The following is a 22,215-nucleotide window of genomic DNA, read 5'->3' on the forward strand; positions in this document are numbered from 1 at the left end:
AGTTTTGTATATAGTGACAGACTTCAATTTCGTTTTCATTTTCTGACTGAATTTCAATAATATCTGCTAGTAACTTAATTTTATCTTCCTCTTGAAAAGTACGCATATGTATCCCAACCTTAAATTTGATATTAGTATTATCTATACATAAAGTGTAATTTATAAACATTATAATGAATATTCATCCTAATTTATTTTATAAAATTACATGCAAAATGATATAGTGATCAAAATGGGGTTACATTAGTAATTGTTAATGTAATATAATATCGAAGTTGTGAACAAATGATGAATGTTACATATTTATTTTTAAAAGGTTTTAAATAATGTGATTGAATTATTTCTACAATACTTTAAAATCAAGATTAAAATTTAGAAAAAGAGAAAGCTTTTTGAGGTATAAGAATTATGGGCGAGAGAGAAATGATAACACCCAGAACATTTATATTTAATGTATTAAATGGTGTAGCTTTAGCAATTGTAGTAGGTATGATTCCAAACGCAATATTAGGAGAGTTAAGTAAGTATTTAAGTCAATATAACGATATATTTACGAAAGTAGCCTTTGTAACACAAGGAATTCAATATTCGATTCCAATTCTGACAGGTGTATTAATTGCAGGACAATTTAAATTAACGCAATTACAAACCGCCGTTACAGGTGCAGCTGCCTTTGTAGGATCAGGTGCATCTACTTTCACAGATAATAAGTGGGTCATTGTTGGTATAGGAGATTTAATTAATACGATGATTACTGCATCGATTGCAGTCGGTATCATTTTATTGATTAGTCATAAATTAGGTAGTTTAAATATGATTGTGTTACCAATCGTTGGTGGTGCAGTGGCGGGCTTAATTGGACTATTGATCTTGCCATATACTAAATTGATTACATTAGGCTTAGGCGATGTTATCAATGGGTTAACCAATACACAACCTATTATCATGACTATATTGATCGCGATGATCTTCTCTATATTAATTGTTTCACCGATATCATCAATTGGGATAGGTTTGGCAATTGGCATTTCAGGCTTAGCAGCTGGTTCGGCTGCAGTTGGTGTAGCAGCGAGTGCAATTATGCTTGCAGTCGGTAGTTGGCGCGTAAATAAACCCGGTATTCCGATTACGGTATTACTTGGAGCAGTAAAATTAATGATGCCGACGCTGATTCGTCATCCAATGATGATGCTACCCATTGTTTGTACTGCAGGTGTGTCAGGATTTGTTGGAGGGTTGTTCAATATTAAAGGTACACCCGATTCAGCAGGTTTCGGACTCATTGGTCTTGTTGGACCGATTAAATCGTTAAATTTATTGGAAATGGGTACAGCCAGTGGCTTATTGATTATCGCCATTGTGTACATCATTGTTCCATTAATTTCTGCGCTATTTTTCCATTATTTATTTGTAAAAGTATTAAAAATCTATAATCCTAATATCTTTAAATATCAGGTTTAAAATTATAAATGTCTAGTTGAAGTATGTGTAATTGCTTTGGCTAGACTTTTTAATTTTTAAAAGTTATAAACTATCAAAAAGGTAACTAATGTAGTTAATGTATTATTCTGATGCATATTTGACTAACAATTATGATAGGTATATGATTATAAAAAAATTAATACATGATTGAAGGACAAGAGCTATATTGTCGATTCACAGAGAGGGGATAAACGCTGAGATATTCCTAATCTAAAATATAGTTTACTACCTTTTCATACATTACATGGAAACATGTAACGTTTCATGCGCGTTAATGCATGGCTAAAGTGCCATCTCTTGATTGAGATGGAATGTTGGGTGGAACCACGGGTGTTACAAACTCGTCCCTCTTGTAGGGACGGGTTTTTTATTTTATATAAATGTTTAAGGAGAGATGTATCATGTCTAATCAACAAATCAATATTCAATTTCCAGACGGAAGTAATAAAGCGTATCAAGCTGGAGTGCTTGCTAGTGATGTAGCGAAATCCATTAGCCAATCTTTATATAAGGAAGCAGTCGTTTGTCGTATGAATGACCGTTTAGTTGATTTGACCCATCCTCTTCAAGAAGACTGTGAACTCACATTTTACACACTTAAAGATCAAGAAGGTTTAAATGTAATGCGACATTCTGCCGCCCACGTCTTAGCACAAGCACTTACTCGATTATATCCCGATGTAAAATTAACAATCGGTCCTGTCATTGAGCATGGTTTTTACTATGATATCGATTTAGATGAATCCATTAGTGAAGCAGATTTAAATAAAATTGAAAAAGAAATGAAGAAAATCCATAGTGAAAATTTAAAATTTGAACGACAAAATTTAAGTTATGCAGAAGCTAAAAATATTTTTAAAGATAATCCTTACAAGTTGGAACTTATAGAAGAACATAAAGATGATCAACTTTCACTGTATCAACAAGGGGAATTTATTGATTTATGCGTAGGGCCACACGTACCAAGTACTAAATTTGTAAATCATTTTAAATTAACTAAAGTATCAGGTGCCTATTGGCGAGGTAATAGTGATAATAAGATGTTGCAACGTATTTACGGCGTAGCATTTCGTTCTAAAGATCAACTTGATGACTATTTTGAGTTTTTAAGGGAAGCGGAAGAGCGCAATCATAGACGCTTAGGTAAACAGTTGAAATTATTCATGTTTTCTGAAGAAGCGCCAGGTATGCCATTCTATCTATCTAATGGTCAATTCATTCGAAATCAAATGGAAAGTTTCTTGAGAGAGGTTCAATTGAAACACGATTATGATGAGGTAAGAACACCGTTAATGATGAACAAACGACTTTGGGAAGAATCAGGACATTGGGACCATTATCATGAGAACATGTATTTCACTAAGGTGGATGAAAATGATTACGCGTTGAAACCAATGAATTGTCCGGGACATATGTTAATTTTCAAAAATGAACTTAGATCTTATAAAGATTTACCGCTTCGAATTGCTGAATTTGGTCAAGTGCACCGTCATGAGTTCAGTGGTGCATTGAATGGTTTGCTACGCGTGAGAACATTCTGCCAAGATGACGCGCATATCTTTATCATGAAATCTCAAATCAAATCAGAAGTGCAGGAAATTCTGAAATTAATTGATTATATTTATTCAGTATTCGGCTTTGAATATAGTATTGAATTATCAACACGTCCGGATGATTATTTAGGAGACTTAGACTTATGGAATGAAGCGGAACAATCATTGGCACATGTATTGGATGACCTTGGATTAGACTATTCTATTAATGAAGGGGACGGCGCTTTCTATGGTCCTAAGATTGATGTGCATATTAAAGACGCATTAAATCGAAGCCATCAATGTGCTACAGTGCAATTAGATTTCCAAATGCCAGAGAAATTTGAATTAACTTACATTAACGAACAAAATGAAAAAGAACGACCAGTTGTATTGCATAGAGCAGTATTCGGTTCACTAGACCGCTTCTTCGGTATTTTAATCGAACACTTCAAAGGCGCATTCCCACTATGGATGGCACCTGTACAAGTGAATTTAATTGGCGTATCAGATAATAATGATGATTACGTCCGCACAGTTGCAGAGGTACTAAGAGATGAGAATATCCGTGTTGCTATAGATGATCGGGATGAAAAGCTTGGCAAAAAAATTAGAGAAAGCCAGATGAATAAAATTCCATATACATTAGTATTAGGAGACGATGAACAACAACATCACACGGTTTCAGTTAGAAAATATGCACATGATGATAATGAAACAATGGATATTCAAGCATTTATTGAAAAGTTAAAACATGAAATTGAAAGTAAAGCATTATTAGTTTAATGATATAACCTAAACTCAATCAAGCCTATCAGGGAATGAACACTTTGATAGGCTTTTTAATGTCTAGATATTAAATATAAATATGAAAATTGTAGAATAATTATATAATGTATTAAAATAATAAAAATACTAAATTGTTAAGGGATATAAGATGATTAAACTAACAGATTTTATTCAGACACCAAATATAAGTAAAACTAAAATTAAATTTAATATGAATGCTGGTGATATAAGTAAGCGAGCATGGGACTTTTTATTAGAAGATAGTGAAGATTGGATAGTTATGAACGCATGGAAAACATTACAAAATAACAATAATCTTAATAAGGCAGACTACTTAATAGCCATGGCTCAGTATTATCCATATGGTCCGGAATATTTTGTGTTTGGAGGTATTTATAAGGTTGAAAAGATACAACCAGAAGTATTTAATCAAGTTGGTTATAAACTAACATTACTTGATGACTATAAAGAATACCGAAAAAGACTTATTATCAAACTACAGAAACCGATTGGTAGAGATGTATATAATCGCCTCTATTCAACTGTACAAGAACAATTACAACCAGAAGTTTATGAAATAGCGCCAAATGTTAAGTTGGGACATTTTAAAGGTTATCAACATGTGTGTTTAAAGCATAAAGAATTACAACAGATTATAGATAGAAATGAACCAAGTTGGAAAGATGCATTAAGTCACGTTAAAGGTGTTTATGTTATTACCGATTTAGAAACGGGACAATTATATATTGGTTCAGCATCTGGAAATACAGATGGTATATGGCAACGATGGTCGAATTATGCTCATTTAAATAATTTAACTGGTGGCAATAAAGAATTTCTGTCCATTTTAAATGCAAAAGGAAGAGATTATATTATTAATCATTTTCAATATTCTATCTTGGAAATATTTGATACCAAGACAAAGTCTAATACAATAATTGAAAGAGAGAATTATTGGAAAACAGTATTGGATACGAAAAATCATGGTATGAATCATAATTAAATTTTTAAGATATTATAAATTAAATAAGGAGATATTTATGAAATCCATTGAAACGATGCAATCTTACCATTTGTTGAAATTGTTATTTTCAAATTCTGAAGTTTCCTATGTATTAGAAGAATGGAATCAACAATATGAAGCGGTAGAAATAAAAACTCGAAATGGACATTTTAAAAGTAGGTTAGCTCAAAAGACGCCTAACAAAAAAGGCTACTTTTTCGCAATGTGGAAAAAAGATGAAAATAATACGAATGTGCCGTTTACTGAGGATGATTTAGAGAATCAATTAATAGTGAATATTGTTGATGATAATTGGAGAGGCCAGTTTATATTTCCTAAGGATATATTGATCAAGAAAGGTATTTTGAAAAGTGATGAGTCTAAAGGGAAAATGGCATTGAGGGTGTATCCACCGTGGGAAACTGAATTAAATAAAACAGCAACTAAGACACAAGCATGGCAATGTGCATATTTTAATGAGATAACGCACGAATAAATACTCAATCTACGTTTTAAAGTAATAAAAATTTGATATGTAAATGGAGATAGTTAATGGACGGTATCATTGCGTTTATTCAAATGTTAGTAGTACCTTATTCTATATTTTTACTGGCAGTGTTTATGTATTGTATATGGAAATGTGTGTGGCTAATAAATGATTTAATGAGGTTGTTGTTGGAGAACAATTTGAAAATCAATGTTTCTGAAAACAAGTCTTTTGTGACACTATTTTTCTCTATATTCATAGGGACACTACTTTTTATCATCCCGTTTTACATTATTGTCTTGTTAATTGGTAACTTTTTCCAAGTGATTTTAGTGATGATAGGCATATATATCATAGTTACAAAGCTAAAAAATAAATAATAATTTATCTAAAACATGCTATTGAGTTAGCATGTTTTTTAATAACGTATTTGTAAATATCAAAATAATTCATTTGTATTCTTTTGAAGTTGTATAAATGACTATTATACAATGAAAGTTGGTTGCTATTTTTTAAAAATTCAAACATAAAGCAATCTTAGTTTAGTATGTAAAAGGGAGATACAAATGAGAGTTTATACATCGATTATATTTTGGATGAGGACAATCGCGTGTTTAAGTGTTGTAATGATACATACAATAACAACGACTTTTTATAAATTCGACATGCCGAATGAAGGCTACTTGTTAAGAATTTTTCAATTGTTATTGCTATACGCGACACCAATGTTTGTTTTTATTTCAGAGTTCTTGTTAGCTAAGCAGTATAAAACGAAAGTGAAAGATGGATTCTTTAAGCAAAAGCTACTAACGTTAGGCATTCCATATATCATCATTAATTTAGGACTTGCGTATGTGTATGGACATCCTAAAAATTTTGAGGATTATATGGATTCTGTTGTATTTATGATGTTCCATGGTGGGACATTAACTTATTTTATTGTAATTATTTTTCAGTTCTATTTACTACATATAATATTTGCTAAACATTTGGTCAAACTTAATCCAATCAAATTAGTTATCTACTCATTAATAATTACCACTTTATTCTGGGCTATGAGAAACTTCATACCCGCACCAGAATCAATTTATTTTAATTGGTTGTGGCAAAGGGAAGGCTGGATGATATTTATTGGATGGTTGAGTTACTTCCTATTAGGTTTCTATATGGGTTATCATTATGAGAAACTAATGAACCATATTCAAAAATACACAATCCATATTGTGAGCGGAACGGTAATTGTTACCATTTTTGTGGTTTGCAATTATTTATTTGGAATTTTGACTTTAGTCGACTCTAAACGTTTTGATACACCTATTTATGTAACAATGGTTATTTTATTATTCTTTTTAATCGCATCTTATTTCAAATACGTTCCAAGATTTATTATTTTCATTAGTAATTATTCATTTTCAATTTATTTAATTCATTACTTCTTTGTGCATAGATTAGGAGCGCTGCACGATCATCCGCTGTTAAACATCCTATTTACGTTTACATTAACAGTGACATTCTCAATATGTATCTCTTATGTAATGAATTTAAGTAAATTTGGTAAGTATATTGTTGGCGGTATAGGGAAAATGAAGTATGAAACGTATTATCAAAGTTATAAACAAAATTTAGTGGATTAAAAGGTGGGAGAAGTATGGCTAAACTAGTTTCAATTATTGTATCTGTTTACAATAAGGAGCAGTTTTTAGAAAAGTGCATAGAGTCTTTAATTGACTTAAAGATGGACAAGAATAATATTGAAGCGATATTTGTAGATGATTGTTCAACTGATGAGTCGGTTAACATTATCAAGCATTATGAAAAGGACTATGACTTTATAAAATTAATTCAATTACCTGAAAATACAGGTAGTCCTTCTGAACCAAGAAACATTGGAATGAGAGAGGCACAAGGTAAATATATTACGTTACTTGATGCGGATGATTGGTTAGATAAGGAAGGATTCCCTCAAGTGATTGAGAAAGTGAATAAAGATGATGCCGACCTTGGTTTTGGACAAAGTTTTAAACATAAGTCAAAAAACGTGAAGTATCATGCTAGGTTTACTTCTTATAAGGAAGCATCACATTTAAAACCACAAGATATTAGTAAGATTTTTAGAGCAGTCGGACCACCAGGAAAGGTATTTAAACGAAGTCTAGTCATGGATCATCATATTGAATTTGAACATATGAAATATGGCGAGGATAAGTTGTTTTTCTTTCAGCTATTTGGAAAAGTGGACGATATCACAATGTCCACAATACCTATGTATCACGTAAATCGTTACGATGAAAATAAATCATTGGTACAGCAAACATCAATGTTAGATAAAGCAAACTCAAATTTAGAGGTTCTAGATAGAACTTGTCATATGGATATGTCTTCGGAACTTAAGCATATGGCTTTAGCTAGAATGGTTGAAGTGGACTTTATTTCGAGATTCCTTCGTACGAAGACATTTATTAAATCTGCAGATAAAGAGAAATTTTATGCAGTAATTGAAAAAGTTGAACGAAAAATAAAAGAGCAAGGCATTGATATCAATACATTGATTACGAATCCAGTATTCAAGCAAATCTACACGTTATATCATCATGCAGATGAATCGGTATTTGTTAATTTTACAAAGGATGTTGTTAATGACCAATGGCGCTATATTATTCAAGATGACATTGTCTTTAGAGATTTCGTTCATCAATATGACATGATTAAACCTACTGTTGTTGATTGCTACCCAGTTTACGAAGGCACGCAAATGATGGGAGAAAACAAATACGAAGTCATTCGTGTCATGAAACCAGACGATATAAACATCCAATCAGTAAGTTTAGTAGAAATCAACAATGCGGCGAATGAATATGAAGTGACGTATAAATATAGCGACGATAGAATTTATGTTCCACATGAGGAATTTGAAAAGTTAAATAAAGATATCAATATTAATTTTAATGTGAATTATGGTGAGTCAGGACGCTCATTGGTGTATGCTTCATATCCAAGTTTCAATGATGTATTTAAAATGAAACGCCAAAATTTCAAAGTTGAATTTGTGCATAAAAAGAATGAGAACAAAGCACAACAAGTAACAAACCGTAAAAGTGAATGTTTCAAGAGAATAACGAATCCAATGATGACATTGAAAAAAATTAAAATATACAAAGATGTATCATTTAAAGAAGAAGTAGGTAGTCTAGAAGCGGGTACTAGAGTTGAAGCGTCAGATATTCAATATACATCGAAAGGTACACCTCGACTGGTATTAGATGATGGTAGTATAATCACAGCGAATAAAGATTTTATTACCTTAATCAACACATCGGGATTAAACAAGTATATTACTGAGGTGCCTAAGAAAGTTAAAGTTGTAAAAGCATGTAAACTCTATGATTCACGTGATTTTAAAGACAATACAGTACGTAAACTTAAAAAAGGTGATGTATTAACTATTAGAGACATCATTTATACGAACAACTCAACACCTCGCTTAGTAACACAAGAAGGCCTATTCTTAACAGCAAATAAAGATTTTATTAAGATCATCAAGTAATGAACCTAAGTGCTATAGAGACGGCATCCCAGGAACGTGAAGCAACTTAAGTGAGTGGGTTATCTATCTAAGATCGACTTTAGAGAACTATTTTAGAACTATTGAAACTAAAGAAGCCAGTAAATGAAGTTGTTAAAACTCATTTACTGGCTATTTTAATAGGAGGATGATTTCCATGGACTTACTACATGAATGACTACATTCTATTCCATGCTGCCATGGATTGTTTTAATATTATGCTTCATCATTTTATAATATGAATCTCCTTTCGATCCTTTTTCTCCGATTGAATCCGTAAAGACTTCTCCATAGATACTTTTACCTGTTTCCTCAGACAAGCTGTTCATAGATTTTTTATCTACACTTGTTTCAACTAATAAATGTTTAATGTGATTATCTTTAACAAATTGGATTGCTTGTTTCATTTGTGATGGTGTACCTTGTTTTTCAGTATTAATCTCCCAAATATAACCTGGTTTAATATCGAAGGCTTTTGAGAAGTATTTGAAAGCACCTTCACTTGTAATCATGGCACGTTCTTCTTTCGGAATATCATTAAATTTATCTTTACTGTCTTTGTTTAACTTTTCAAGTTGAGCAAGATAGGCATCACCTTGTTTGTGATAGTCAGCTTTATGTGACGCATCTGCTTTTACGAGTTGTTCTTGAATATTCTTAACGTATTGAATACCATTATCCAGACTTAACCATGCATGTGGATCGATCTTATCTTTATTACCAGTTTCTCCGTTTAAATAAATTGGTTTAACACCTTTAGACACCGCGAAGACTGACTTATCATCCTTAGATTTGCCTGCTTGTTCTAAAGCTTTTTCAAACCAACCGTTACCAGATTCTAAATTGAAACCATTGTAAAAAATCAAATCTGCGTCAGTAAGTTGTTTAATGTCTTTCGGTTTAACTTCATATTCATGCGGGTCTTGTCCGACAGGCACAATGCTATGAACGTCAACCTTGTCTCCACCAACCTGTTTGACCATGTCATAAATAATAGAATTAGTTGTTACGACCTTCAATTTGCCATGACCTTTAGAGTGTTGCTCACTTGAATTTGAACCACAAGCTGCTAGTACTAAGATTAATGCAATCAGTAATGGAATAAATTTTTTCATGTTGTTTGTACACCTCTATACTTTGTTTTTATTTTTGAAAAGAGAAGAGTCAAGATATAAATACTAAATGTTGCAATAACAATCGTTGCACCACTCGGTAGATTGTAAATAAAGCTAAAGTATAATCCTATGATAGAACTTACAATGCCTATTAAACTTGCTACAATCATCATTGAATATAGATTCTTTGTGATTAAAAAGGCGGTCGACGCCGGTGTAACAAGTAATGCAACGACTAAGATAATGCCGACAGTTTGAATACTCGCGACGGTTACTAAGGCGAGTAACAGCATTATAAAATAATGAATCATTGTTGTATTCAATCCGCTCACACGACTGAATGTCGCATCAAACGTTGAAATCATTAATGGACGATAAAGTATGACAATGAGTAGTATCACAATGACGCCAATAATGATGGTTGTCCAAAATGTTTGTCGTGTAATCGCTAGTAAATTTCCAAATAAAATATGATGTAAATCTGTCGTGCTATTTATCAGACTAATAATGATGACACCCGTTGCGAGAAACGCAGTGAAACTAATACCAATGGCTGCATCAGGTTTCGTTTTACTATTATTTGAAATGTAGCCAATTAATAAACTTGCAATCATGCCAGTGACTAATGCACCGACGAACATTGGAATATTGAATAAGAATGACAATGCCACACCAGGTAAAACAGCATGACTCATCGCATCTCCCATTAACGACAATCCACGGAGGATAATCAAACTTCCTACAGTTCCACACACAATACCTACGACAATAGATGTAATTAAAGCTCGATTTAAGAATTGATAATCGAATAAATGTTGAATGAAATCAGTCATTAGATATGTCACTCCCTTCTTTTAGAGTAGAAGTCACATTAAATAGAAATGTCCGGTTTAAATTTTGTGGCTGCATCGCTTGATGGCTAGGACCGAAAAATCTAACTGTACGATTAAGTAAAAGAATTCGATCAAAATATTGTTCAGTTTTCGACAAATCATGATGCACAATGAGAATAAGTTTGCCCTGATTTTTTAAATGTTGAAGCTTTTCCATAATGAGTTGTTCACTATTAAAGTCGATGCCAACAAATGGTTCGTCCAATAGATAGATGGTACTATCAGACATCAAAGCTCTTGCCACAAGTACACGTTGTAGCTGCCCACCACTAAGCTCAGAAATTTGTTTGTATTGTAATGATTCTAGATCCAAATCTCTTAATAATTTATGAAACTTCATTTTTGACGCGTGATCGACGCGTTTGAACCAGCCGATGGTTTGGTAACAACCAGACAAGATGACTTTTTCAACATTGATTGGAAAGTCCAAATCTAATTGTGCTTTTTGAGGAATATATGTAATATATTGCAATTGTTTATGTATGGATTTGCCATATAAATTCATCTCGCCACTCGCGTTAAACGATCCAATTAAACTTTTTAATAAAGAGGATTTACCAGCACCGTTGGGCCCCATAATGCCAATAATTTCTCCTGAAATTGGAATCTTCAAAGTAATATCTTTAAGCACATGTTTATGATTTAAATGCAAATTCATGTTTCTAATGTCTATCAATCAATTACCTCCTAATTAAAAGTTTAGGTTAACCTAATTTATTTTATAATAAACACCGAAAACAGTGTGTGTCAAGTCGAGATAGTCAATTAAAATGTGGTAATAGTATAAATTTGTTTCCGAAAGTAAGGTCTAAAGTGGGCTTTAATTATTGATATTGCTGTATTTAATGAACCGTGGCTCGATTGACAATTAAATAATTAAATGTAAAATATAAAACGTAATTATTACGATTTATAAAAAGAAAGGTATGATTTTATGGGCAAGATACCTGTAACGGTATTGAGTGGTTACCTTGGATCAGGTAAAACAACATTACTTAACCACATTTTAAATAATCGGGAAGGTCGTCGAATTGCGGTTATTGTTAATGATATGAGCGAGGTCAATATTGATAAAGACTTAGTTGCAGATGGGGGTGGACTATCAAGAACGGATGAAAAACTAGTAGAACTGTCAAATGGTTGTATTTGCTGTACGTTAAGGGACGATTTATTACAAGAAGTTGAGCGCTTAGTAGAAAAGGGGAATATTGATTATATCGTGATTGAATCTACAGGTATATCTGAACCGGTACCTGTGGCTCAAACATTCTCTTATATTGACGAAGCATTAGGTATCGATTTAACGTCAATCTGTAAACTCGATACGATGGTAACCGTTGTGGATGCTAATCGATTTATTAATGACATTAATTCCGAGGATTTACTTGTGGATCGTGATCAAGGTGCAGATCAAACAGATGAGCGCTCAATTGCTGATTTACTTATTGATCAAGTGGAATTCTGTGATGTTTTAGTGCTAAATAAGACAGATTTAGTAACCGAAGCAGAATTAACAAAATTAGAAAATATCTTAAGAAAGTTACAACCAGATGCACATCTAATTAAAACGACAAATGCCGAAGTTGATATTAACGAAGTATTAAACACAGGTCGCTTTGACTTTGAACAAGCGAGTAACTCTGCGGGATGGATAAAGGAATTAACTGAAGGTGGTCACGCGGAACATACACCTGAAACAGAAGAGTATGGGATTGGTTCTTTCGTGTATTCGAGACGATTACCGTTTCACGCGAAACGTTTCAACGATTGGTTAGAACAAATACCTAATAATATTGTTCGTGCAAAAGGTATCGTCTGGTTGGCACAATATAATCAAGTTGCATGTCTACTATCACAAGCAGGTTCATCTTGTAATATTAGTCCAGTAACCTATTGGGTGGCTGCGATGTCCAAAGAACAACGAGAACAAATTTTAAATCAGCGACCTGATGTTGCGCAAAGTTGGGACATAGAATATGGTGACAGAAATACACAATTTGTGATTATAGGTACTGAATTAGATCAAGAAAAAATTGTGAAAGAATTAGACCAGTGCTTAGTCAATGGTGATGAAGTTGATAGCGACTGGAATCAATTAGAAGATCCATATCATTGGCAAATTCGAAAAGCTTAAACATACAACATAGTAAAGCAATAATATTTTAAAGGTAACACTTAAGATGGTTTTAACACCTTGCACATTGCGTTAAAGTAAGTTAACGCTCTGTTGCGAGGTGTCTTTTTTATAAAAGAACAACTCAAATTGTTGATGATTTAAATTTATTGAATATTTTGAACAAATCGACACTAAATTTATGTATAATAGCTAGTAAACGTATAATAGGAGAGATATAACACATGATGAAACAAAAACTATCAATCAAAGAAAATATTTTTATTGGTTCTATGTTGTTTGGCTTATTCTTTGGTGCAGGAAATTTAATCTTTCCTATTCATCTTGGACAAACAGCAGGCGAGAATGTATGGCTTGCGAATTTAGGTTTCCTAATTACAGCCATTGGACTACCTTTTCTAGGTATAGTAGCGATTGGTATCTCCAAAACAAATGGCGTCTTCGATATTTCATCTCGAGTGAGTAAAGGCTATGCGTACGCATTTACGATTGCCTTATATTTAGTCATTGGACCATTCTTTGCTTTACCAAGGCTTGCAACAACATCGTATGAAATTGCATTTTCACCATTTATTTCGGCAGGTACTGGAAAAATTGTATTACCGATATTTAGTATTTTATTCTTTCTTATAGCATGGTTTTTCTCAAGAAAGCCATCTAAAATTTTAGATTACATAGGTAAATTCTTAAATCCAGTATTTTTAGTATTACTAGGTATCGTAGTTGTCTTAGCATTTATTAAACCAATGGGCGGTATTAGTCATGCCCCGGTAAGCGCAAACTATAGTAATAGTGTCTTATTAAAAGGGTTTATTGACGGTTATAATACGCTAGACGCACTCGCATCACTCGCATTCGGTATTATCATTGTGACGACAATTAAGAAATTAGGTATTACTAATCCGAATGGGATCGCTAAAGAAACATTCAAGTCAGGTTTTATAAGCATCGTAGGCATGGGTGTTATTTATACATTGCTCGCTTTAATGGGTACGATGAGTTTAGGTCATTTTAAAGTGAGTGAAAATGGTGGTATCGCACTGGCTCAAATTGCGCAGCATTATCTTGGAGATTACGGTATTATCATTTTATCTCTAATCATTATTGTTGCTTGTTTGAAGACGGCTATTGGTTTAATTACTGCATTTTCAGAGACATTTACAGAACTATTCCCGAAAATGAATTACCTTTGGTTAGCAACAGGTGTAGCGATACTCGCTTGTATCTTCGCTAATGTCGGGTTAACTAAAATTATTATGTATTCAACGCCAGTATTGATGTTTATCTATCCGTTAGCGATTACACTGATTTTATTAACGCTTGTCAGTCCATTATTTAATCATTCGACCATTGTTTATAAATTTACAACGTTCTTTACAATGTTTGCAGCGTTCTTTGATGGTGTAAACGCAAGCCCAGAATTCTTTGCAAAGACATCATTTGCACAAGCATTAATAAGTTTCGCTGAACGTTATTTACCGTTCTTCACAATTGGAATGGGTTGGATTGTTCCGGCAATCATAGGATTTGTAGTAGGACTTATCGTTTATTTAATTCGTTCTCGTAGACAAACTCAAACACAATAAATATTAAGTAATAACATGTAAGCCTGGGACATAAATCAATGTCTCAGGCTAAAAATATATATTGGCAGTAGTTGACTGAATTAAAATGCACTTGTAACAAGCATCTTTTTAATTCTAGTCAACCTTACCTGCCAGATGGGGCCCCAGCAAAGAGAATTTCAAAAAGAAATTCTACAAGCTAAGCAGGCTGGGGTGGGACGAAATAAATTTTGAAAAAAAATGTTTCTGTCTCGCTCCCATAGCTTATTTTTTTGCATTCAATCATAACTTTTAAAATTCTTATTGTGTAATTGTACATAGTGTAGTACTATTTAAAACGTAATTATTACGATTTAAAACGAGCGAGGAGAACTAGATGACTAAGAGTTATGATGTTTGGTGGCAAAAAGGCCAAGAATCAGATGATGATATGGCGCGTGACCATCAAGAAGCTTGGGAGAGAACTATAGAAATGCTTGATACATCGGATATCAAAGGGAAGACAATCTTAGATGTGGGATGTAATCAAGGCGGATTTTTAAGAAAATTATATGACACAACGCCATTTAAAGAAGGTGTCGGTATAGATTTAGCACGTTTATCTTTAGAAAAGGCCGAAACTTTAAAAGGTGAACGTCCACTTACATATTATTTAACCGATAAACCACAAGAGACAAATAGAACATTTGATACTGCTGTAAGTACATCTGTCCTGTACTTAATCGAAGACATTCCACAACATGCACAAGATTTAAAAGAAGTGTTGAAACCGGGAGGCGTTTACTATGCTTCATTCGCCGATTTAACCAATAATCCTAGTCGTCAATTTATGGATGACACGATTAATCAATACGGCGCAACACCTTCTCAGAACCATTCTTTAAAACATATCGTTGATAGTTTTGTTGATGCAGGGTTTGAAGTTGCAGTAATGAAAGAACCTGTGCCTGACGTGATTGATTTAACACATTATAGTGATTTTTATCTATCACCAAATGATTATCTACAAACACTTTATGAGGAATCATTTTTAATTAAAGCAAGCGTGAAAGAAGGTATTGGGAAATGAAAAAACGTGTATTAATTACAATGGCAGCAAGCGCAACGCTCTTATTAGCAGGTTGTGGGAATGACCAAAAAGAAGATAAAAATATCACAGTATCGCTACCTACTGAAGCGAAAGCAGATAAACTTGACGCACAAGGTTATGACGCCGCAATGCCAGTCTATAGTGCAGTATATGATGCATTAGTTAAATACGATAAAGACAAAGGTGTGAAAGCTGGCTTAGCAGAAAAATGGCATGTTGATGAATCAGGAAAAGTCTATGAATTCCATTTAAAAAAGAACGTTAAATTCTCAGATGGCTCAGCTTTAGATGCTAAAGCAGTGAAATTCTCAATTGAGCGTGCGAAAGCGATGAACAAAGATACGACTGTAGAAACGTTAAAAAAATTGGATAAGGTTGTTGTTAAAAGTGATCATGTTGTCCAAATTAGATTGAAGTCACCATCAAATCAAGTGTTGAATGAATTAACACAGGTGAGACCGTTACGTATTATGAGTCCACATTCCGTTGAAAATGGTAAAGTAAATGGCAAATTTGAAAAAGCGATTGGAACAGGTGCCTTTGTCGTTGATAAAACTGGCAAAGAAAAAACGACAATGAAGCCAAATAAATATTTCAACCATAGCCATCCCGTAAACTACAATCTTGCGTTCCAAACGATTGAAGATGGAGATTCAAGAAACTCAGCAGTACAAAGTGGTTCTGTTGATATTTCTGGTGGTGCTTTAGGAATGCTGTCAGATCAGCAAATTAAGCAAGACAAGAAAAATAAAAACTTAACTGTTGAAGATAAGCCAAGTACAGTAAGTCATTTCATGGCATTTAATCCGGATAATGATGTATTAAAACAACGTACAATCCGTGAAGCCATTAGTAAGAGCATCGATACAAAAGATATTGCGGGTAAATCTGTAAATGGTTTATTCCAGAAGAACGTGCAATTTGTAAACAAAGATAATCAACAGGCACACGACTATGATGTAAAAGAGGCTGAGAAGTTACTTAAAGAAGCAGGTTATCACAAGAACAGTGACGGTATTTTTGAAAAAACCGGTAAACCATTAACGTTTAATTTGGTTATTCAAACTGCAGAATTCCCAAGTTGGAAAGATAAAGCGGAAAAAGTGCAACGTCAACTTAAAAAAGCTGGCATTAAGTTAAATGTGAAAACGTTAGATTCACAATCATACTATGATACGTTATGGACGAAAAAAGATTATGACCTCATCTTCTATAGAACGTATTCAGATGCCGTAATGCCTTATAATTTCATGAGTTCAGTATTTAAAAATAATGATGGTAAGTCAGGTGTATTAGCTAATGATAAAACATTGACTCAGCAGCTAGATGATTTCCCAACAACTGTATCTAAAAAAGAACAACAGCGTTCATTTGATGAAATATTTAAACACTTTAATCAACAATATTATGGTGTGCCTATTGCTTATCCAAATGAAACCTTTGTCGTTAGTGATAAAGTGAAGCAATTCAAATTCTCTGGACTTACTGATGCTCCTATTGATTATAAAGCGTTGAAAGTTAATGAGTAACAATGCTTAAACGAACAATAAAATTAATACTTTACTTAATCGTGAGTTCGTTTATTATATTCGTTTTAGTCGAGAAGACATCAGGTAATCCAGCGATACTATACTTACAACGTCATGGTTATACGTCGATTACCCAGGAAAATATTGAAGCAGCACAACATAAACTTGGTTTGGGCCAACATTTTCTATTAAGATATATCGATTGGGTTGGACATGCACTTACTGGTAACTTGGGATACAGTTTTAGTACAAATGAGCCAGTAACAACTATGATTATGGAGGCCGTCATTCCAACATTAATATTAATTGTTGTTTCAAGTTGTATCATGTTGCCATTTGGTTATATGGTTGGTTATTTTATTGGGACGCGCCCACATACTCGATACGCGAATGGTATTCGTGGATTCGCTCAAGTGATGACTTCTATCCCGGAATATTGGTTAGCCATTTTGTTTATATATTATTTAGGAGTACGTTGGCAGTTGCTACCTTTTGTAGGTAGCGATTCCTGGCAACATTTCGTGCTACCCATCTTCACCATTGTTGTTATAGAAGGATGTCATATCTTATTGATGACATCGCACCTTATTGCGCAAACATTAGATAACGATGCGTATCAACTTGCTCAGTTAAGACATTACTCATTAAAGGCGCGTATCATTGTCCAGATTAAAGAGATATTTGCACCACTCATGACCATTTCAATTAACAGTGTGATTCATTTAATAGGAAAAGTAGTCATACTTGAAGTAATCTTCAGCATGTCTGGTATAGGGAAATTATTAATTAATGCTATCAATCAACGAGATTATCCACTTATTCAAGGCATTGTGGTCTTTATCATCGTCTTAATTATGTTCATTAATTATTTAGGCGACATTATCATTTTAAACAATGAACCTAGACTTCGACGACGACATACCAAACGCCAAGCCCATGAGAAAAGAGGTGTGTCGTGATGAAAAAATATCAAACTTACATCGCCATAAGTGCAATATTAAGTGTGATGTTTGTGCTAATTGTATATTGCTTTATGCAAGACACACAAAACTTGGATCCACTCCAATCACCTAATAGCCAACATTGGTTAGGCACGGATCAACTAGGCAGAGATTTCTTAGTCAGACTGATTGTAGGTAGTCTAGTCACATTAAGCTTAACTAGCGTGGTAATTCTATTAAGTGTTTGTATTGGACTGGTCTTTGGGTTAATTGCAGGTATAGAAAGAAAATGGTTAGACCAAATCATCATGTTTATTGCCGATATGCTATTGGCAATTCCTTCATTTATTATTGCATTAGTCATCTTAAGCTTAGTAAGTAATTCAATGCTAGGTTTGATACTTGCTTTAACAATTGGATGGATAGGCCGTTATTTACGTTATTTCAGAAATTTAACACGAGATATTCAAAAACATCCCTTTGTCAGTTATGCAAGACTAAGTGGTAACTCAACGTTTAAAACGACAGTGACGCACGTGATTCCGCATTTACTAAGTAATATATTTGCTTTGGTCACGGCTGACTTTGGCAAAATGATGCTAAGTATATCTGGACTTGCCTTTTTAGGCCTGGGTATTAAACCACCGACGCCTGAGTTAGGAACCATTCTCTTTGACGGGAAAAGTTATTTCAATGGTGCACCTTGGCTCTTCTTCTTCCCTGGTGTACTGTTAGGAGGTTTCGCCTTATTATGTCAAATGATCAACAAAAAAATAACGCAATGAATACTGTAGTTAAAGTCAATCAATTATCCATCTTAGATCATAATCGGTCATTGTTAAACGATGTTAATTTGACAATAACTAAAGGGGCATTTCATTGCATTATAGGTGAGAGTGGTAGTGGGAAGTCATTATTGACGAGAACTATTCTTGGAATGAAGCCATCACAACTAAGCTATCAAGGAGATATCAAGATTGATTTAAATAAGACGGATGCCGTTTTTCAAGATGTTCAAAGTAATATGTTTCAAAACGTGACCTTGGCTAAACATTTCCAATATATTTATGAAGCTAACCATTCACAACTATCTAAACAAGATATCAAGGAAGACGTCTTAGATAAAATGCAATTACTCGGTTTAAATCAAGGTGAACAATTACTTAAACGATATCCCTTTGAACTTAGTGGGGGTATGGCACAACGTGTAGCCTTTATAATGTCATTAATTAGACGTCCGGACTACTTATTTTTAGATGAACCGACGAGTGCGCTAGATCAAGAGAATGTTAAAAAGTTTATGCACTATTTGATTAAGGCACAGGAACATTATCAAATGACAATTGTCTTTATTACACATGATATTAACTTAGTTAAGGATTATGCCACTCATATTAGTATTATGCAGCAAGGTCAATTGATTGAAAGTGGTGAAGCATCATCTATTTTAGCTAACCCCACACATAGCTATACGAAAAATTTAATTGCTATCGCACATCGGAGACAGGCCTATGCTTAAAATTGAAAGATTAACTAAATACATTGATGGGAAACTTATCTTCAAAGATATATCATGTGCAATTAATGACCAACATTTACTTATAAGTGGTGAAAGTGGCTGCGGTAAGTCTACGTTAGCCAAGATTATCGCCGGATTAGATATGAATTATCAAGGTGACTTATACTTTAATGGCCAATTACGTAAGTCATATACGGCAAAAGAATGGATGAAACACATTCAATATGTGCCTCAGTATCAACGTGACACATTAAATCAACGTAAAACCGTATTATCTACGTTATTAGAACCACTTAAGAATTACAAATTTGATAAGCAGAGTTACACATCAAGAATAGAAGCGGTGCTTAGACAATGCAAGTTACCACAAAGCATACTCAATCAAAGCATTTCGACGCTAAGTGGTGGGCAATTTCAACGTGTATGGATAGCGAAGGCACTAATTCTAGAACCAGAGATATTGATATTAGATGAAGCAACGACAAACTTAGATGTGATTAACGAGGAAGAAATACTTCAAATGTTAATCGCATTAAAGCAAACGCAATTAATCATTATTACACATGATGCGTACGTCTTGAGTCGCTTTAAAGGCGTTCAGTTACAACTCGAACAATTGAATAATTAGAGTCAAACCTCCTGATAAGGTATATACTTAATGGTACATACTGGACGGGAGGTTCTTTATGATACCTAAACAAGCTTATAAACAATTGGTATTAAGCATGCTGGCATTAATGATTGCAATGTCAATTAGCCGCTTTGCATATACTCCAATTTTGCCATTTATGCAACAAGATACCTCGATGAATAACCAAAATGCAGGTCTGTTAGCGACATTCAATTATTTAGGTTATCTAATGGGTGCTATCATACCTATGTTTATTACGATAAAATCTAAAGTCTTTGATTTAAAGTTGTATGTCATGATTAATGTGATTTCTGTTATTTTAATGGGATTTTCAGAGCATTTTCTTATCTGGTCAGTTCTGCGAATAATTGCCGGCATAACGAGTGGTACGATCTTTGTTGTAGCATCAAATGTGGCGTTAGAAGCATTAAGAATGGCTAATAAACAGAGTATTTCGGGAATTTTATATAGTGCAGTAGGAATAGGAATATTTTCTAGTAGTATTTTTATATTTCTTTATACACAAGCTTAGACTTGGAAAGCAACATGGATTATATTAGGTGTTGTGGCTTTAATGGCAGGTATCATTATATTAACTAGCATGAAGGACAACCCTTCAATTTCTAAACATTCAACGTCATCAAATCAGAATCAAGGAAAGGCATTAAATCGCGCATTTATTATTCCGTTCTCGATTGCCTATTTTTTTGAGGGAGCAGGCTATATTGTTACAGGAACATTTTTAGTCGCACTTATTAAGACTATACCTGCATACGCAGATTACGCTGCATTAAGTTGGATGTTTGTAGGACTAGGCGCTATGCCGGCCACGTTAATTTGGTCTTTATTTGCTGAGAAGATTGGATACAAGAAGGCGATATATAGTGCGTTAATATTACAAATTATTAGTGTAGGCTTGCCTATCTTTTCACATCATATGCTAGGATTAATCATTGCTTCGATGCTATTTGGTGCAACCTTCTTAGGTTTAACAACATTATTTATGTCGAAAAGCCAAGAACTTATGTATCATACAAATCAAAAGTTAAATCTTGTATCGTTATTAACAGTCATTTATAGTGTCGGACAAATGTTAGCGCCAATGATTGCGGGATTACTCATCGGAGATTCAAATAACTATCAGTTGGCGTTAACCTTCGCAATGATATTACTTATACTAGGTTTCATATTTAGTATAATAAGCTATAGATTTAATGCATATAAATAAGAATATGTTGAAATACTTGGTTTGATTAAGAATTTTTTAAATCGTAAGCAATATAGAAGTTTGGAAGTCATAAAATTAGGGCATATTTTACTAATTAAACCTTTCATGAAAAATGAAACGGCATGAGGTTTTTAATTTATAGGGGGATTGTCACATGAATATTTATAAATTACGTTATCAACATTATAAAGATATTGTTGATGATAATATCTTAACAGTCTTTGTATTGGCTAAAAATGAAGAAGAAGTTGAACAATTCGCGAAAAAAGTAAGTTATGCAGTTGAAAGTATCACAAAAATTTCTCAAGAAGAATATGAAAAAGAAAAAGCTAAAGATGAACATTTCGGTCTTGAGCATGCTGAAAATTATTTAGATTAATATGAATTATCGGTCGGGGAGTAGGTCAGAAATAATATTTATTTCATTGTACCCCCAGCTTGCCTAGCTTGTAGAATTTCTTAATGAAATTCTCTTTGCTGGGGCCCCACCCCCCAGCTTGCCTAGCTTGCAGAATTTCTTTATGAAATTCACTTTGTTGGGGGCCTCGCCCACCAGTCAACTACTGCTAATATATATTTGTAGAGGCTGGAACAATAAGTTCTTGAATAATTATAAAAAGACAATTTCTATTTAAATAATATAGAAATTGTCTTTTTTAAAGTATTTCCATGTAAAAATACAAAGTATTTTGGCGAGACTCTTGAGGGAACAGGA

The 22,215-nt window shown here is 33.5% G+C and carries 18 protein-coding genes and 1 pseudogene; 16 read left to right on the forward strand and 3 right to left on the reverse strand.

Annotated features, from left to right (window positions below; genetic code table 11):
* Positions 1-408: 408 nt before the first annotated feature.
* From HMPREF2715_RS10840 to HMPREF2715_RS10870, 6 genes are all read left to right on the forward strand, one after another.
* Entirely contained in the window at positions 409-1,461 is a 1,053-nt protein-coding gene (locus tag HMPREF2715_RS10840; RefSeq protein WP_033080090.1) for a PTS sugar transporter subunit IIC, read from the forward strand.
* A gap of 422 nt (positions 1,462-1,883) precedes the next feature.
* Positions 1,884-3,800, forward strand: coding sequence for a threonine--tRNA ligase (thrS, locus tag HMPREF2715_RS10845; RefSeq protein ID WP_070632329.1), 1,917 nt, complete (start codon positions 1,884-1,886; stop codon positions 3,798-3,800).
* 151 nt (positions 3,801-3,951) lie between these two features.
* On the forward strand, positions 3,952-4,806 hold the full coding sequence (locus tag HMPREF2715_RS10850; RefSeq protein ID WP_037558281.1) for a GIY-YIG nuclease family protein: 855 nt from the start codon (positions 3,952-3,954) through the stop codon (positions 4,804-4,806).
* Positions 4,807-4,843: 37 nt separating this feature from the next.
* On the forward strand, positions 4,844-5,302 hold the full coding sequence (locus HMPREF2715_RS10855; RefSeq protein WP_037558280.1) for a MepB family protein: 459 nt from the start codon (positions 4,844-4,846) through the stop codon (positions 5,300-5,302).
* Between the two features lie 557 nt (positions 5,303-5,859).
* Positions 5,860-6,927 carry an acyltransferase family protein gene (locus HMPREF2715_RS10865; RefSeq protein ID WP_070632326.1) on the forward strand — a complete coding sequence of 356 codons (1,068 nt, stop codon included), beginning with the start codon at positions 5,860-5,862 and terminating at the stop codon, positions 6,925-6,927.
* A gap of 14 nt (positions 6,928-6,941) precedes the next feature.
* Positions 6,942-8,837, forward strand: coding sequence for a DUF5776 domain-containing protein (locus HMPREF2715_RS10870; RefSeq protein ID WP_070840121.1), 1,896 nt, complete (start codon positions 6,942-6,944; stop codon positions 8,835-8,837).
* A gap of 203 nt (positions 8,838-9,040) precedes the next feature.
* Here HMPREF2715_RS10870 and mntC read toward each other — a convergent pair whose 3' ends face one another.
* Genes mntC through HMPREF2715_RS10885 form a run of 3 tightly spaced genes read right to left on the reverse strand, consistent with a single transcriptional unit; the run spans position 9,041 to position 11,539 of the window.
* On the reverse strand, positions 9,041-9,970 hold the full coding sequence (gene mntC / locus HMPREF2715_RS10875) for a manganese ABC transporter substrate-binding lipoprotein MntC (RefSeq protein WP_011274470.1): 930 nt from the start codon (positions 9,968-9,970) through the stop codon (positions 9,041-9,043).
* Positions 9,967-10,803: a metal ABC transporter permease gene (locus HMPREF2715_RS10880; RefSeq protein ID WP_011274471.1), complete on the reverse strand. Its 837-nt coding sequence runs from the start codon at positions 10,801-10,803 to the stop codon at positions 9,967-9,969. Before HMPREF2715_RS10880 ends, mntC begins: the two co-directional genes overlap by 4 nt.
* Entirely contained in the window at positions 10,796-11,539 is a 744-nt protein-coding gene (locus tag HMPREF2715_RS10885; RefSeq protein ID WP_070840123.1) for a metal ABC transporter ATP-binding protein, read from the reverse strand. Before HMPREF2715_RS10885 ends, HMPREF2715_RS10880 begins: the two co-directional genes overlap by 8 nt.
* 258 nt (positions 11,540-11,797) lie before the next feature.
* Here HMPREF2715_RS10885 and HMPREF2715_RS10890 point away from each other — a divergent pair, with 258 nt between their 5' ends.
* The 10 genes and pseudogenes from HMPREF2715_RS10890 to HMPREF2715_RS10935 all read left to right on the forward strand — a co-directional run bounded on the left by HMPREF2715_RS10890 (position 11,798) and on the right by HMPREF2715_RS10935 (position 21,879).
* A complete protein-coding gene (locus tag HMPREF2715_RS10890) occupies positions 11,798-12,997 on the forward strand; it encodes a GTP-binding protein (RefSeq protein WP_011274473.1) in 1,200 nt (399 codons plus the stop codon).
* A 224-nt stretch (positions 12,998-13,221) separates the two neighbouring features.
* Positions 13,222-14,583 carry a branched-chain amino acid transport system II carrier protein gene (gene brnQ / locus HMPREF2715_RS10895; RefSeq protein ID WP_070632320.1) on the forward strand — a complete coding sequence of 454 codons (1,362 nt, stop codon included), beginning with the start codon at positions 13,222-13,224 and terminating at the stop codon, positions 14,581-14,583.
* A gap of 355 nt (positions 14,584-14,938) precedes the next feature.
* Entirely contained in the window at positions 14,939-15,631 is a 693-nt protein-coding gene (locus HMPREF2715_RS10900; RefSeq protein WP_011274475.1) for a class I SAM-dependent methyltransferase, read from the forward strand.
* Entirely contained in the window at positions 15,628-17,181 is a 1,554-nt protein-coding gene (locus HMPREF2715_RS10905; protein ID WP_070679039.1) for an ABC transporter substrate-binding protein, read from the forward strand. The genes HMPREF2715_RS10900 and HMPREF2715_RS10905 overlap by 4 nt, the downstream gene beginning before the upstream one ends.
* A 2-nt stretch (positions 17,182-17,183) precedes the next feature.
* Positions 17,184-18,140, forward strand: coding sequence for an ABC transporter permease (locus tag HMPREF2715_RS10910; protein ID WP_070632311.1), 957 nt, complete (start codon positions 17,184-17,186; stop codon positions 18,138-18,140).
* Positions 18,140-18,907, forward strand: coding sequence for an ABC transporter permease (locus tag HMPREF2715_RS10915; protein WP_070632308.1), 768 nt, complete (start codon positions 18,140-18,142; stop codon positions 18,905-18,907). Before HMPREF2715_RS10910 ends, HMPREF2715_RS10915 begins: the two co-directional genes overlap by 1 nt.
* Positions 18,874-19,641, forward strand: a complete 768-nt coding sequence (locus HMPREF2715_RS10920) for an ATP-binding cassette domain-containing protein (protein WP_011274479.1) — start codon at positions 18,874-18,876, stop codon at positions 19,639-19,641. The genes HMPREF2715_RS10915 and HMPREF2715_RS10920 overlap by 34 nt, the downstream gene beginning before the upstream one ends.
* Positions 19,634-20,269 (forward strand): ABC transporter ATP-binding protein, encoded by a 636-nt coding sequence (locus HMPREF2715_RS10925; protein ID WP_037537426.1) that lies wholly within the window; start codon positions 19,634-19,636, stop codon positions 20,267-20,269. The genes HMPREF2715_RS10920 and HMPREF2715_RS10925 overlap by 8 nt, the downstream gene beginning before the upstream one ends.
* A 58-nt stretch (positions 20,270-20,327) precedes the next feature.
* Positions 20,328-21,500: pseudogene (locus tag HMPREF2715_RS10930) on the forward strand (YbfB/YjiJ family MFS transporter).
* A 154-nt stretch (positions 21,501-21,654) separates the two neighbouring features.
* Entirely contained in the window at positions 21,655-21,879 is a 225-nt protein-coding gene (locus tag HMPREF2715_RS10935; RefSeq protein WP_053019772.1) for a hypothetical protein, read from the forward strand.
* The last annotated feature ends 336 nt before the right edge of the window (positions 21,880-22,215 follow it).

This window comes from Staphylococcus sp. HMSC062A01, assembly GCF_001836805.1.
Lineage (GTDB): Bacteria > Bacillota > Bacilli > Staphylococcales > Staphylococcaceae > Staphylococcus > Staphylococcus haemolyticus.

Bases quoted from the DNA above. Each gene is read 5' to 3' on its own strand.
- HMPREF2715_RS10840 (WP_033080090.1), top strand. From the start codon at position 409: ATGGGCGAGAGAGAAATGATAACACCCAGAACATTTATATTTAATGTA.
- thrS (WP_070632329.1), top strand. From the start codon at position 1,884: ATGTCTAATCAACAAATCAATATTCAATTTCCAGACGGAAGTAATAAA.
- HMPREF2715_RS10850 (WP_037558281.1), top strand. From the start codon at position 3,952: ATGATTAAACTAACAGATTTTATTCAGACACCAAATATAAGTAAAACT.
- HMPREF2715_RS10855 (WP_037558280.1), top strand. From the start codon at position 4,844: ATGAAATCCATTGAAACGATGCAATCTTACCATTTGTTGAAATTGTTA.
- HMPREF2715_RS10865 (WP_070632326.1), top strand. From the start codon at position 5,860: ATGAGAGTTTATACATCGATTATATTTTGGATGAGGACAATCGCGTGT.
- HMPREF2715_RS10870 (WP_070840121.1), top strand. From the start codon at position 6,942: ATGGCTAAACTAGTTTCAATTATTGTATCTGTTTACAATAAGGAGCAG.
- mntC (WP_011274470.1), bottom strand. From the start codon at position 9,970: ATGAAAAAATTTATTCCATTACTGATTGCATTAATCTTAGTACTAGCA.
- HMPREF2715_RS10880 (WP_011274471.1), bottom strand. From the start codon at position 10,803: ATGACTGATTTCATTCAACATTTATTCGATTATCAATTCTTAAATCGA.
- HMPREF2715_RS10890 (WP_011274473.1), top strand. From the start codon at position 11,798: ATGGGCAAGATACCTGTAACGGTATTGAGTGGTTACCTTGGATCAGGT.
- brnQ (WP_070632320.1), top strand. From the start codon at position 13,222: ATGATGAAACAAAAACTATCAATCAAAGAAAATATTTTTATTGGTTCT.
- HMPREF2715_RS10900 (WP_011274475.1), top strand. From the start codon at position 14,939: ATGACTAAGAGTTATGATGTTTGGTGGCAAAAAGGCCAAGAATCAGAT.
- HMPREF2715_RS10905 (WP_070679039.1), top strand. From the start codon at position 15,628: ATGAAAAAACGTGTATTAATTACAATGGCAGCAAGCGCAACGCTCTTA.
- HMPREF2715_RS10910 (WP_070632311.1), top strand. From the start codon at position 17,184: ATGCTTAAACGAACAATAAAATTAATACTTTACTTAATCGTGAGTTCG.
- HMPREF2715_RS10915 (WP_070632308.1), top strand. From the start codon at position 18,140: ATGAAAAAATATCAAACTTACATCGCCATAAGTGCAATATTAAGTGTG.
- HMPREF2715_RS10920 (WP_011274479.1), top strand. From the start codon at position 18,874: ATGTCAAATGATCAACAAAAAAATAACGCAATGAATACTGTAGTTAAA.
- HMPREF2715_RS10925 (WP_037537426.1), top strand. From the start codon at position 19,634: ATGCTTAAAATTGAAAGATTAACTAAATACATTGATGGGAAACTTATC.
- HMPREF2715_RS10935 (WP_053019772.1), top strand. From the start codon at position 21,655: ATGAATATTTATAAATTACGTTATCAACATTATAAAGATATTGTTGAT.